Below are 13,451 nucleotides of genomic sequence, written 5' to 3'. Positions count from 1 at the left end.
GTTCCGAAGAAAGATTCCTAAACAAAAAATGATATTTTTTTAAAAAAAAGTATTTTAGTATTAAAAACATAAACGAAAAACTTATCTTTGCAAACAAGTTAACGAGGAATAATAAGATGAAAACAGACAAAAATATAGAAGATATGGCTTTATTGAGTTCCCTCCGAAAAGGGGAACAGAAAGCGTTCGACAGTCTGTTCAGAAAATATTATCCGATGCTATGCGCTTATGCCCACCGTTTCATTGAAATGGAAGATGCGGAAGAGATTGTTCAAGAAATCATGCTCTGGGTATGGGAAAAACGTTCGGAACTGATAATCGAATCCTCCCTCAACCAGTATCTTTTCAAAATGACCTATCACCGGGCATTAAACCTTATAACCAAGAAAGAAATCACTAGCCGGGCAGAAACCTTTTTCTATACCAAAAATCAGGAAGCGACGGAGGATGTGAATTATTATCAGATAGAAGAACTGAGCAAAAGAATCGAAAAGGCAATAGCTGCATTACCCGAATCTTATCAGACGGCATTTGTTATGCATCGTTTTAAAGGCATGAGCTATAAAGATATCGCCACCATTTATAATGTGTCCCCCAAAACAATAGACTACCGCATTCAGCAAGCCTTGAAATTACTGAGAGAAGACCTAAAGGATTATTTGCCACTGACAGTATTGCTGGCATTGCATATCGGCTGATATGCAAATTTATTTTTTACCGGTTAATTCTTACTTTCTATACCTCTTCCATCCTTTCCAGTTCCCATCCGCAGAACTGCATCACAATGCAATGCAGGCGGGTTCCCCTGCAAAGCTGCCGCACCTTCTCCCCTTCGGCATAACGGTGGATTTGCTGCACGGCTGCATCCCACTGTTCCGCCGACTGTGCCTCGAACCTGTCTTTCGGGAGATATTTCAGTTCCAGAATGTAGCTGTGCTCCACTTCCGGATATCGCTGCAGGTCCGGCATGAGGAACATGTCGCAGAAACCGTGGTTCAGCTCCACTTCGGGCATGGTCAGGTAATAGGCATTGATACTCAGGTAGGCGGTGAAGAAACCTTGAATGTTCCTTTCGCCCTCTATGCTACTGCGTACCGATAAAATGCGTAGTCAGTGACAAGTATCGGATGTAATGCCGGCTCTCGGCTTTTGTCATAAAGGTCTTGTCATACAATGACTGAATCCACCAAAACCAACTGTATTTTCTCGCCCTACAAACGGAAAACCGGTCTCTTCCTTCCTCCTTTCATTAGTCGTTGAAACGCCCTGCCGGTGGGGGTTCCGGTAGTGAAGGGATATCCCGTCACCGCCCTTTCAGCCTCCTTTCATTCGTAGAATTTCTTCTTTCGGTTTTTGAACTTTTTCGATAACGCTTTACGGTAGGGGCGGACCCATGTGTCCGCCCAATAGCGCCAATGGCTTAAAGTGAACTGTTCTCAGGCAGACACACGGGTCTGCCCCTACAGAAACCGGTGGGCTAAAAAGATGTGTAGACATACAATTGCTGAAGGCAGGTTGTGAAGGGACTTGGGAAGCGCGGCTGAAGGGAGGATGAGGGGATGTGCTGTCATCTTTAACCGGTTGATAACCAGTGTGTATGAATCAAAATGAAAGGATGAACGGAGAAGAGGGAATAACCGGCTTAATGAGGGGATACTCCCATCTGCCCCTCCATGAAAAAGATGCCGGGCTTTTTTAAAAAGATGGTGATGTTTTTAAAAAACTTCCCGGTCTTTTTCGAAAAACTCAAAGTCTTTTTTGAAAAGTTCAAGGTCTTTTTGCAGCATTCAGCGTGAGCTTCAAGCTGTATATTTTTAAATGTGCACGTATGCACGCATCGGTCAACACATACGGTGACATCAGCCTGCACGTATATACGCATCGGGTCACACGTACGTACGCATAAGCCTAGACATATATATGTCATTGTGTCAGATTCCGTAACCAGGCTTCAACATCCTTTTATCGCTTCCATAATCTATTCTCCTTTTGAGTTTAAAACAACCGATAGACAAAGGTCGTTTTTCAACCGGATATTGAGCAGGAAAAAGAAAATATTCTTAAGACTCACATGCATGGGGTGCGTTTCACATTCGACGGGCGGAAGTGACGGTTCTTTCACACTAATTCCCCATAAACAGGCGGTTCCGGCAGCTGTTATGTGTGAAAGGAGGTATGCAATAAGTTTTCTACCACTTAATTTCCGTTTGCTTGCGGCGGAAAAGTAAAGCAGTATCATCACCCCTAAACAATGGGCATTGTCTGGACAAACTGTTACCATTGTTTCAAGAAACTGTTCCCATTGTTTGAAGAAGTTCTCACGAGAGTTTTTGAGGTCTCATATTCTATTTTATTCGACTAAAACGAGTGATTTTTCTGTCTTTCCCCTCTTTTTATCAATTGATAGAAATGCTTTGGAAAAAGACCTTGAGCTTTTTGAAAAACGCTTAAGTCTTTTTCGGAAACTCCTTGGTCTTTTTTAAAAACATCAGAGTCTTTCCATTAAGATACGTTGACATTTGTTAGGATTTTCAAGTTGGAAGTAAAGCAGGGACTTGACACTGCTTAAACTCTTGAAAACGTGATGAATAAGATTTTAGGAGAAAGAAGAAAAAAAGTGCATCTCTTAGTAAGAGATACACTTTTCGCTGCAAATTTACACAAAGTTTTGATAATTAAAACTTTTTGAGAAGAAAAATCACAAGGCAAGTGCAAAAATATCTTTAGTCTTAAGTTATAGGACACTTTTTTATCGGCTTAAACTATTAATAATAAAGCGGTTATGTGCGTTCGGTGTATCTCTTACTAAGAGATGCACCGAACGCAACCCTTTTTTAAGGGTTTGAAAAATGTGTAATTATCTGAAATAGAGACGATAAAAAGAGAGTACAATGGACTACCTGTTCCTACATCGCGACAAGCGCACCTTTACTTCCGAAAGGCAGAAGAATCTGCTCTTCCGGGCTGCCCATCTTTACTGGGAGCAGAAGTTTGCAGGCCGTAACGTGGAGCAGGCAAGGAAAGTCGATTGTGAGCTATATAAATATGTATTGTACTATTTGGAAGTGCGCCAGGTGTTCCTTGACCCGAAGCTCTCACTGAATAAGTTGAGCGATATGATTGAAACGAACCAGACTTATCTGTCCAATGTGGTGAACCGCTACTTCGGTTGCCACCTGAAAGATTTGGTGAACACATACCGTGTGGAATATGCCAAGGAACTGCTCCGGTCGGGAGGATGTCCGTTGGAGGAGCTGCCTCAACGATGCGGATTCCTGTCACGAAGTACGTTTTACACTTCCTTTAAGAAGGTGGCGGGTGTCTCTCCAAAAAGATATATGAAACAAGAACAGAGGGCTGTACCCTCGGAACCGATAGAATATGTATAACCAATTTTAGTTTTTTAAATTTATAAATTTAAAGTTTTTCTATTATGAACAAAAAGTTTTTAAGTGCAATCCTGTTCGGAGCCTTAATGGTTACCTCGACAGGAACATTTGTGTCTTGTAAAGACTACGATGATGACATCGATAACTTACAGGAACAAATTGACAAACTAGCGACCAAAGAAGATATGGAAGCTAAATTGTCTCAGATGCAGACAGCTATTGATGCTGCAAAATCAACTGCCGCAGATGCTTTGAAAAAGGCCGAAGCTGCCGGCAATGCTGATGAAATTGCTGCATTGAAAGAACGTATCTCTAAGTTGGAAAAAGCTACTATCGATGTAGAAGCATTGAAGAAAGAACTGAAAGATGCTGTAAACGAAGACATTACTGCTTTCCGCACAGAAATGCAAGATTTAATCAAGGAAGTAGAAGGTCTTGTAGGTAAAATCGCAGACATGGTTACCAGTGTAGAACTAGTAAAATCATTTGCTCTTGATTCTGAAACAGGATTCGATCCTATTACATTAAGTACAGCTATCGAAAAAGACAACGAATTCAGCAAAGACATTGCAGGAAAGATTACCTTTACAAAGGGGAATGAAGTACAGACTCCGGGCCAATTCCTGGTTCGCGTATCTCCGACCAACGCTGTTCTGACTGCTGATATGATTTCGCTGGTAAACAGCCAAGGCGAAAACTTGGATGAAATTCTGGAAGTGGTAAAAGTTGAGAAGTCTGACGTGCTGTTGAGCCGCGCTGCTAACGAAAGTGGCTTGTGGAACGTAACTGTTCAACTGAAGAACTACGGTGACGGAAAAGCATTCGCTGCTGCCACTACAACAGAGAAAGGCACAAAACAAATTTTGTTTGCTGCCCAAGTAAACAACACACTATCTACTTCTGACGTAAGATATGTAACTTCTTCTTACGACTTGACTTTAGGTTGGGAAGAATTCAAAGCTGCCAACAAACTAAACTATTTCGTTGACGCTGAAAACATCAAGAACGTAAACAACCGTTACGATAAAAACAGTAAGTCTTTGAAAGAAACGACTGCTAACATTACATATAAAGAATTAGTTTGGTCTGGTGGTGGTGCTGCTGTTGCAGGTAATGATAAAAACACAAAACAGGACGATAACCGTTCTTCACAGAATGTATATCCCGCTGTACAAGGACAAGCTTTAAAAATTGCGCTGTCTTCTTCTGACGATAAAGTAGTTGCTCCTACAAATATCAGAGCCATCTACGTTGTATTGGATAAGCAGAATGCTGTTGAATCAGCTCCGTCAGAATTGAACGCATGGAACAGCTATACTTATACAGGTTTGAACACCGTAGTTGAAGGAACTTCTACAGAAATTACGATTGACAGCAAATCAGCTATCAACGATATCATCGGTTTCCGTGTATTCGCTGTTAACTATGATGGTACTTTGGTTGACCCGGACGGTAAAGCATTCTATGTAAACTTGGGTGATGCAAGCAAAGACTGGAATGCTACAGCTACTAAGATTACCGCTTTAGATCCGGCCAAGGTTACAACAGAAAAATCTGCATTGGTACCTGTTACCCTGACTAAGGTTAACGCAGCCAAGGCTACTTGGACAACAGACAAGATTGGTGAAAACGCACATATATTCGATGCATACTTTGTAGATGCAGAAGGCAAAGTTCTCTTCAACACTGCTGATTTGACTAGTATCCCCGCAGATTTCAGCAAGGTAGTTAAAGTTTACACTATGCCGACTATCAGCGACTGGACAAGCTACGAAGATGATAAAGCTTACAGTGGTAAATTGACTCTAACAGCTGCAACAGGTCACGTGGTAGCTACCATGAATGTATCAATGACGAAAGCTGTTCCGAACACATTGCCCGAAGGCTTCTCATTAAAAGACAAGCAGGTCATCAACGGTATTTATAACTGCTACATGATTGCCGACAACTGGACTGCTGAAAAAGCTACATTGGGTGAAATGCCTGTAAAAAACTTCATCAATATCGGTAAGGGTGAAGCTGCTAAATATGAAGTAAAATTGTCAGATTCCCAGTATGATGCCGACAATAAGCTTGAAGCTCAAACTGTAACCGGTGATGCTTCTATCTCTGTAAAGGCTGAGTTCGTTGACAACAAGACACCACACGCTACCGTAGTTTCTTACAACTATGGATTGGTTTCTTCTAAGAAAGACGCTGAAGGTAACTTCATCCCTGTAGAAATCGAAGCTACTAATTTCAATACGGTTTATTGCTGCTTCTACAAGAAAGAAATTCACACTTGGGATTGGGCAACTAGAGCACAACTTGGTGGCGAGTATAATGAATTGAAAGATTCTAGCAAACCTGCTTCTGGTTACAAGAAAGATCCTCTGTCAACGACTCTGACTTATGGTAATCCTGTAGATGAGGATGGAAATGCTATTGAAACAGGAGCTTACAATGAAATGATTTTTGGTCAGAATGCTATTGACGGAACATTCTCTAAACTGTTGAGCGCTCCTTACGAAGGAAGTTTGGTTGTTAAGAGTGCTAAATTAGTTTCTGATGCAACTCAAAAGGAAGACTACTTCTCGGTAAGCACTGATTTGAAGTTTACAGCAATCAAGACTGATCTTGGTTCTAATCCGAAGGAAAATGTACCTTCTACATTGATTGTAACTTGTGTTGATTCTTACGGACACGAAATTGTCATCTCATTGAAGATGACTGTTGCTCCTCGTAAGTAATTGAAACAACAGTCAATTCACACTCTAGAATAAGTTCTCCCTCATGCATGAGGGAGCTTATATAATAGAAAAACTTTAAAAAACTATCGAAATCCTCGGCTTGTGATAAGTCGGGGATTTTTTAATTACTCTTCCACTATCCACTTTTCTATATTTCTTGTTTCCGCACTGAAGTTTACTCCTATTTTAAACAGTTTACGGCTGTCAAGTTCAAAAGGTTGTGCATAACGCTTTTCATTGATTTGTCGCAATGCTTCTTCTGCCGTTCCATCCAGTTTAAACTCCATTACATAAATAAAACGATCTGTCTGTAACACTAAATCCACACGCCCCCTAGCAGTGTGATATTCCACTTTCACATAAAAGCCTACCAGCTTGAAGACAATAAAAAGAACGTTTTGATAATGAAGTTCCAATTCACGCACCATCTCATAAGGAGTATCTGCAAAGAAACTCTGCAAACGACGGAAAAAAGAATCATAATCACCAACTTCTACCTCATGGACAAACTTCTGTATTTCAAAGGGAGAATCCACTTTATTCACATTGGCATAGAAAGGCAATAAAAAACGAATAAACCCTTCTTCCACCTCACGGTTTGGAAAACCTAAACGGTAAATGCCAAAACGCTCGTCATACCCTTTAATAGTCAAATATCCGCTTTGATAAATCACCGGAATAGGATTGGTCGATTCTGAATCAATGCTATTCAACACCTGCGCATCCGTTTCTTCATGCGCCATCCGTTCCAGGTCATAATGATGTTTTTTCAGTAAAGTCACCAAATAGGTAGGTGTTCCCGTCTCAAACCAATAACTGCCAAATTCCCTCCTCTTGAAGGCACTAAGCAGACTGAAGGGATTATACATGCCTACAGAATTATGTGTAAAATGATAGCCGTCATAATTCCGTTTCAATTCATCACAAAGTTCATCGTAAGAGATGCCCCTCGCAGCAGCAAACACATGAAGCTCTTCCTCCAGATATTCATGTATTTCGTTGTCGCTGACACCGCATATCTCAATAAACTCATTCCACATGGATATATCATCCAAATTATTCAAATCACTAAAGACACTGACCTTTCCAAATTTCGTTACCCCTGTCAACAAAGCAAACTTGATACAACTGTCCATCGTTTTCAGTACTCCATAAAACGGCTTCAGCGTATTCCGATACTTTTCTTGAAGTTCCTTATTTCCAATTGCTTGCAACATCGGTTTATCATATTCATCCACAAGAATCGCCACTCGCTGTCCCGTCTTTTCACAAGCACGTTTCACAACTCCTTTAAAGCGCAGAGCCAAAGAAGTTTCAGACGGAGCCGCTCCGTAAAGGGCTTCCCAATTAGTGAGATAGTCATTTAGAATATCATCCAAATCCTGTGCCGAATCATATTTTGAGATATTAAGGTCAATATGCAGAATAGGATATTGCACCCAGTCTTTCTCCAAACCGGCTATGGCCAGGCCGTCAAACAGTTCTTTCTTTCCCTGGAAATAAGCTTCCAACGTAGATATCAAAAGACTCTTTCCGAAACGGCGCGGACGGCTGAGAAAATAATAACTTCCTGTTTTTACCAACTTATAAATCAAAGCTGTTTTATCAATATAAAGATAGCCGTCATTACGCAGCTTCTCAAAACTCTGTATTCCAATAGGATATAACTTGTTGCCCATAACTCATTGTTTTAACAGATAACACACAAAGATAAAGAATTCCTTCTCATGTTCAACCTTTTACAACTATAAAAGCTCTCTTCTCACCGGATAATTTCCTCTGAACTGTTCAAACTCTTCAGGCCGTTGCTTCAGCCAATCACTATCCCGCTGCGGATTATAAACCTGTAAGAAAGCTTCCTCTTTATCAGACGACAAAGTCATAGGCGGCATGGCAGGAGGAACAATCTCAAATGAAGCCTCTATATGAAAAAAACGACAAACGGCCTCCAGTGCCATACGAGTGGCATTCGCCTTTCCGTCGGCAGAATAACCGGCTATGTGAGGTGTTCCCAAAAACACGGTTTGCAACAGTTCAAGATTTATATCAGGCTCGTGCTCCCATGTATCGATAATTGCCTCACTGACCTGTCCCGTTTTCAGAGCATTGAGCAGTGCCGGAGTGTCGATGACTTCTCCGCGACATGTATTTATAATCACAGGACGACGCTGCAATGATGCAAAAAAAGAAGCATCCGCCAAATGAAAGGTCTTATACACCCCGGTGCGGTATAAAGGAGTATGGAAAGTGATAATATCGCATTCGCGCATCAAAGTCTGCAAATCGACAAAACCCTGTTCACCGCTGTCCTCACGGGGAGGGTCGTTCAGCAACACATTCATCCCCAAAGTCTCAGCCATCCGCCGGATGCGGCTACCCACATGGCCTACCCCCACAATACCCATACACATATTTTCCAGCTTCTTTCCGCGTAACCGTTTGAGCAGCAGAAGCGAAGCATGTACATATTGCTCCACTCCTCCGGCATTGCAGCCGGGACAGTTGCTCCATGCGATACCTGCCTCACGGCAATAATCCACATCGATATGGTCAAAACCAATCGTCGCCGTTGCAATAAATTTCACGGAACTGCCCTCCAGCAATTCACGGTTACAATGGGTGCGTGTACGGACAATCAGAACATCGGCATCTTTTACATCCCGAGGCGTAAAAGCAGCACCCGGCAAATATACCACCTCATCGGCTATCTGCCCGACAGCTTCTTTAATATAGGGGATTTTATTGTCTACAATTACTTTCATCTTCTAAAAAAACTAGGATTAGGACAAAGGTAGACACTTTTACCGAATAATAATTGGTTGATTAGAAAAGTTTGCATAGATTTGTCTTTCCAATAATTTTAAAACGAACAAGATATGAGTTTTACAGAACTATGCAAGCCCATTTTTGTGCAGTCTATCAATGACTATCACAAGACAGATAATGTTGATACTCCCATCAACAATCCTTATGAAGTGAAAAGCATCGAGTATTATCTTTATCTGAAAAACTGGATTGACACAGTACAATGGCACTTTGAAGACATTATCCGCGACCCGCAGATTGACCCGGTGGAAGCATTGACACTGAAACGCCGTATCGACAAGTCCAATCAAGACCGTACTGATTTGGTGGAACTGATTGACAGCTATTTCCTTGACAAATATAAAGATGTAACAATACTGCCCGATGCAACGATTAATACCGAAAGTCCTGCATGGGCCATCGACCGCCTTTCTATTCTTGCACTGAAAATCTATCACATGCGTCAGGAAGTGGAGCGCACTGATGTGTCTCCCGAACATCACGCACAATGTGAAAAGAAACTGAATATCCTGCTTGAACAGCAGAAAGACCTCTCATCCGCCATCGACCAATTGATAGCCGATATCGAAGCGGGCCGCAAGTATATGAAAGTATATAAGCAGATGAAGATGTATAACGATCCGGCATTGAACCCTGTTTTGTACGGAAAGAAATAAATGGTTCCCTCATGGCTAAGATTCTGGTAATTCGTTTTTCAGCAATCGGCGATGTGGCAATGACCATTCCGGTGATTTACTCATTCGCCGTTCAGTATCCTCAGCACCAAATTACAGTGCTGAGCCGCAATACGCTTGCGCCCCTGTTCAACGGATTACCTCCCAATATCACTTTTCACGGAATGGATTTAAAGGGAGAACATGCAGGAATCATGGGACTGGAATGGATGTACAAGGATTTGAAGAAAGAGCATTTCGATGCCGTAGCGGATTTCCATGATGTATTGCGCAGCAAATATCTGCGGTTGAGATTCAGACTGGCCGGCGTGAAGGTGGCGCATCTGGACAAGGGACGCAGTGGAAAAAGGAAACTGGTACGCGTCAAGAACAAAGTGATGGAATGGCAGAAGTCGTCATTCCAACGATATGCCGAAGTCTTCCGAAACATTGGTTATCCGGTAGAATTAAGTTTCCGGTCACTTTTTGGCAACGGCAAGGGAAGCATTTCGTGCATGCAACTGCTAACGGGCGACAAAGGTACAGACAAATGGATTGGAATTGCCCCGTTTGCAGCCCATGTAGGCAAGATATATCCTTTATCCAAACAAGAACAGGTCATCAGTTTACTATCTGAACGCAAGAATACGAAAATCCTGCTGTTCGGAGGAGGAGCTAAAGAGATTGAAGTACTGGCTAAATGGGAACGTCAATACCCCAACGTCATATCCACGGCAGGCAAACTGACACTGAACTCGGAATTGGCACTTATGAGCCATCTGGACGTTATGCTGTCTATGGACTCTGCCAATATGCATCTGGCATCATTGGTAAACATTCCGGTGGTCTCCATTTGGGGAGCCACACATCCATACGCCGGATTTATGGGATGGAAACAATTGCCCGACAATGCCGTACAGGTGGATTTACCGTGCCGTCCCTGTTCCATTTTCGGAAACAAACCCTGTTGGCGCAAGGACTATGCCTGTCTGCAGGGAGTCACTCCCGAAATGGTGGTACACCGTATTGAACAGGTTATCGATTAAAGAAAGAATAAACCAACGCTCTATGAAAATAGTAATTCATCCCGATTTTATGCAGACTGCCGATTTTATCAGGCAGCTACCCCAACACTTTGCACAAGAAGGGGAGCTGTTGTATGAAGGTAGAAATGAAGTCAGACGGTATCGGGTGAAGGACGAATGGTTGGTAGTGAAAAGATACAAGCAGCCCAATATCATTCAACGGATTGTCTACACCTTTTTCAAGAAAAGTAAAACGGAACGGGCTTACCTCTTTGCCGGCATATTGCGCCAGAGAGGTTTTGACACCCCGCACGAAGTGGCTTATATTGAAAAGAAAAGAGGAGGATTGTTTCTCGACGGATATTTTATCTCTACCCAGTGCGACTACCCTCCCCTGTCCAAAGTGCTGTGGCAACGCCAGTTCGACAAGCATGCCGCCGACGAGCTTGCTGCATTTATGGTACGGTTGCACGAAAAAGGAGTGTTACACGGTGATTTGAATCTGACCAATATACTTTATTGTACAGACAAAGACAGCCATTACCATTTCACCTTAATTGATACTAACCGTTCCAAGTTTAAATCCTCCCTCACCCGAAAGGAGTGTCTGGAGAATCTGAAACGTCTCACACACAGCAAAGCCCTCCTGCGGTATGTGGTGATGCAATATGCTAATTTGAGAGGATGGCCTCCAAGAGAATGTGCTTTGGAAGTATTTCAGTTCCTTCTTCAGTTCGAACACAAACGACGAAGAAAACGCAGACTCCAGGCATTAATCGGAATAAAAAAGTAACAGACAATGAAGATAGTATATTATATTGTATTTTTCTTTTGGTATATGCTTTCGCTTTTACCATTACGCCTCTTATATGTTTTTTCCGATATCCTCTACTATCCGCTCTATTACTGCATTCGCTATCGGCGCAAAGTGGTCAGACAAAATCTTACCGGCTCCTTTCCCGATAAGGATGAAAAAGAGCTCATCCATATAGAGAAACAATATTATCACTTCTTTTGCGATTATATGATAGAGACAATCAAGCTGTTCTCTATCTCGAAAAAACAATTAAAACGAAGAATGACCTTCGGAGGTATTGACGAGATTGTGAAGAAGCTGGAAGAAGAGAACAAAAACTTCTGCTTTGTCTATCTGGGGCATTATTGTAACTGGGAATGGATTGCCTCCCTGCCCTATTGGGTGCCGGAAGATATATTGTGCGGGCAAATCTACCACCCGCTATACAACAAAGCTTTCGACCGGCTCTTTCTCCGCCTGCGCAACCAGTTTGGCGGCGAATGTATCTCCATGAAGGAGACGCTCCGCCGAATCATAGAACTGAAACGCGCCAAACAGAAAACAATTATCGGTTTTATTTCCGACCAGGCTCCGAAGTGGAACAGCATCCATCATTGGGCAGAGTTCTTCCATCGTGAAACTCCGGTATTCATCGGAACGGAAAAGATAGGCAAACAGGTAGACGCCTTGATTTATTATGCCGATGTGAAACGGATAAAAAGAGGATATTACCATTGCGAGTTCAAGCAACTGGCCAACAATGCCAAGGATGTTCCCGATTTTCAACTGACAGATATGTATATCCATAATCTGGAACGTATGATAAGTGCAGTACCTCAATATTGGCTATGGAGCCACAAACGCTGGAAACGCACCAAAGAAGAGTGGATAAGAAGACAACAAGAAGAGAAGAAATGACAATGAAGGAGTATGATTATTTAATAGTAGGTGCCGGATTATTCGGAGCAGTATTTGCACACGAAGCCCGATGTGCCGGCAAGCGTTGTCTTGTCATAGACAAACGAGACCAACGCGGTGGTAACTTATACTGTGAAGACGTAGAGGGAATACATGTACACAAATATGGCGCACATATTTTCCATACAGACAATAAAGAAGTGTGGGATTATGTGAACAGCTTTGTGGAGTTCAACCGATACACCAATTCTCCGTTAGCTCATTTTGAAGGTAAATTATACAATCTTCCCTTCAACATGAATACCTTCTATCAGTTATGGGGCGTAAAGACTCCGGCAGAAGCAAAGGAGAAAATAGAAGAGCAACGCCGTGAGTTTGCTCACATCACCGAACCGACCAATCTGGAAGAACAGGCATTAAAACTGTGTGGCAAAGACATTTATCGCTGTCTGATAAAAGGTTACACAGAGAAACAATGGGGCAGGGCGGCCACTGAATTACCCGCATTCATCATCAGGCGTATCCCCTTCCGCTTTGTATATGACAATAATTATTTCAATGATGCCTATCAAGGCATCCCCAAAGGCGGATACAATGTATTGATTGATGCGCTGCTGGAAGGTATTGACGTGCGATTAAACACAAACTACTTCGAGCACCGGAAAGAGCTGGATGCATTGGCAGACAAAGTACTTTTCACCGGATGTATCGACGAGTATTTTGATTTCTGCTGTGGTCATTTGGAATATAGAAGTCTACGCTTCGACCATCAACGATTGGATACAGAAGATTTTCAAGGAAATGCAGTGGTAAATTATACCGAACGTGAGGTTCCTTACACACGCATTATTGAACATAAGCATTTTGAATACGGCACACAACCCACCACCGTTATCACTTATGAATATCCGGACGATTTCCAACCGGGCAAAGAGCCTTATTATCCCGTAAATGACAGACGAAATACAGAAATATATCAAAAATATAAAAAGCTGTCCCAACAACATCCCAACGTTTTATTCGGCGGACGATTGGCTCAATACGCTTATGCCGATATGGACGATACGGTGAATGCAGCACTTACCTTGTGGAGAAAACAAACTAAAAACTAAAAC

10 protein-coding genes and 1 pseudogene are annotated in these 13,451 nt (G+C 42.2%); 8 read left to right on the top strand and 3 right to left on the bottom strand.

The window, feature by feature from the left end:
- Positions 1-116 precede the first annotated feature (116 nt).
- Positions 117-698 (top strand): RNA polymerase sigma-70 factor, encoded by a 582-nt coding sequence (locus tag QYT14_RS11360; protein WP_288325953.1) that lies wholly within the window; start codon positions 117-119, stop codon positions 696-698.
- Positions 699-735: 37 nt separating this feature from the next.
- Here QYT14_RS11360 and QYT14_RS11355 read toward each other — a convergent pair.
- Positions 736-1,098, bottom strand: a pseudogene (locus QYT14_RS11355) (PD-(D/E)XK nuclease domain-containing protein); the annotation flags it as partial.
- A 1,793-nt stretch (positions 1,099-2,891) separates the two neighbouring features.
- Here QYT14_RS11355 and QYT14_RS11350 point away from each other — a divergent pair.
- Both QYT14_RS11350 and QYT14_RS11345 read left to right on the top strand, forming a co-directional pair.
- Positions 2,892-3,389: an AraC family transcriptional regulator gene (locus QYT14_RS11350; protein WP_289307599.1), complete on the top strand. Its 498-nt coding sequence runs from the start codon at positions 2,892-2,894 to the stop codon at positions 3,387-3,389.
- A 44-nt stretch (positions 3,390-3,433) separates the two neighbouring features.
- Positions 3,434-6,118 carry a cell surface protein gene (locus tag QYT14_RS11345; protein WP_289307086.1) on the top strand — a complete coding sequence of 895 codons (2,685 nt, stop codon included), beginning with the start codon at positions 3,434-3,436 and terminating at the stop codon, positions 6,116-6,118.
- A 125-nt stretch (positions 6,119-6,243) separates the two neighbouring features.
- Here QYT14_RS11345 and QYT14_RS11340 read toward each other — a convergent pair whose 3' ends face one another.
- On the bottom strand, positions 6,244-7,797 hold the full coding sequence (locus QYT14_RS11340; RefSeq protein ID WP_288325642.1) for an ATP-binding protein: 1,554 nt from the start codon (positions 7,795-7,797) through the stop codon (positions 6,244-6,246).
- A gap of 66 nt (positions 7,798-7,863) precedes the next feature.
- On the bottom strand, positions 7,864-8,880 hold the full coding sequence (gene pdxB, locus QYT14_RS11335; protein WP_288325643.1) for a 4-phosphoerythronate dehydrogenase PdxB: 1,017 nt from the start codon (positions 8,878-8,880) through the stop codon (positions 7,864-7,866).
- A 114-nt stretch (positions 8,881-8,994) separates the two neighbouring features.
- Between pdxB and QYT14_RS11330 the strand changes: the two genes are divergently transcribed.
- From QYT14_RS11330 to glf, 5 genes are read left to right on the top strand one after another with little or no spacing between them, the layout of a single operon-like run.
- Positions 8,995-9,600, top strand: a complete 606-nt coding sequence (locus QYT14_RS11330) for a DUF4254 domain-containing protein (protein ID WP_237039560.1) — start codon at positions 8,995-8,997, stop codon at positions 9,598-9,600.
- Positions 9,601-9,611: 11 nt separating this feature from the next.
- Positions 9,612-10,643 (top strand): glycosyltransferase family 9 protein, encoded by a 1,032-nt coding sequence (locus QYT14_RS11325; RefSeq protein ID WP_288325644.1) that lies wholly within the window; start codon positions 9,612-9,614, stop codon positions 10,641-10,643.
- Between the two features lie 22 nt (positions 10,644-10,665).
- A complete protein-coding gene (locus QYT14_RS11320) occupies positions 10,666-11,415 on the top strand; it encodes a lipopolysaccharide kinase InaA family protein (protein WP_288325645.1) in 750 nt (249 codons plus the stop codon).
- 6 nt (positions 11,416-11,421) lie between these two features.
- Complete coding sequence (locus tag QYT14_RS11315; RefSeq protein ID WP_288325646.1) at positions 11,422-12,336, top strand: lysophospholipid acyltransferase family protein; 915 nt, start codon at positions 11,422-11,424, stop codon at positions 12,334-12,336.
- A gap of 2 nt (positions 12,337-12,338) precedes the next feature.
- The gene (gene glf / locus QYT14_RS11310) at positions 12,339-13,448 is read left to right on the top strand and encodes a UDP-galactopyranose mutase (protein WP_288325681.1); all 1,110 of its coding nucleotides are present in this window, start codon (positions 12,339-12,341) and stop codon (positions 13,446-13,448) included.
- Positions 13,449-13,451 lie beyond the last annotated feature (3 nt).

The sequence above is a fragment of the uncultured Phocaeicola sp. genome (assembly GCF_948499155.1).
Classification (GTDB): Bacteria; Bacteroidota; Bacteroidia; order Bacteroidales; family Bacteroidaceae; genus Phocaeicola; species Phocaeicola faecalis.
Note: the sequence above shows the minus strand (reverse complement) of the source record. Positions and strands in the feature narration are given on the sequence as shown.

Bases quoted from the DNA above. Each gene is read 5' to 3' on its own strand.
- QYT14_RS11360 (WP_288325953.1), top strand. From the start codon at position 117: ATGAAAACAGACAAAAATATAGAAGATATGGCTTTATTGAGTTCCCTC.
- QYT14_RS11350 (WP_289307599.1), top strand. From the start codon at position 2,892: ATGGACTACCTGTTCCTACATCGCGACAAGCGCACCTTTACTTCCGAA.
- QYT14_RS11345 (WP_289307086.1), top strand. From the start codon at position 3,434: ATGAACAAAAAGTTTTTAAGTGCAATCCTGTTCGGAGCCTTAATGGTT.
- QYT14_RS11340 (WP_288325642.1), bottom strand. From the start codon at position 7,797: ATGGGCAACAAGTTATATCCTATTGGAATACAGAGTTTTGAGAAGCTG.
- pdxB (WP_288325643.1), bottom strand. From the start codon at position 8,880: ATGAAAGTAATTGTAGACAATAAAATCCCCTATATTAAAGAAGCTGTC.
- QYT14_RS11330 (WP_237039560.1), top strand. From the start codon at position 8,995: ATGAGTTTTACAGAACTATGCAAGCCCATTTTTGTGCAGTCTATCAAT.
- QYT14_RS11325 (WP_288325644.1), top strand. From the start codon at position 9,612: ATGGCTAAGATTCTGGTAATTCGTTTTTCAGCAATCGGCGATGTGGCA.
- QYT14_RS11320 (WP_288325645.1), top strand. From the start codon at position 10,666: ATGAAAATAGTAATTCATCCCGATTTTATGCAGACTGCCGATTTTATC.
- QYT14_RS11315 (WP_288325646.1), top strand. From the start codon at position 11,422: ATGAAGATAGTATATTATATTGTATTTTTCTTTTGGTATATGCTTTCG.
- glf (WP_288325681.1), top strand. From the start codon at position 12,339: ATGAAGGAGTATGATTATTTAATAGTAGGTGCCGGATTATTCGGAGCA.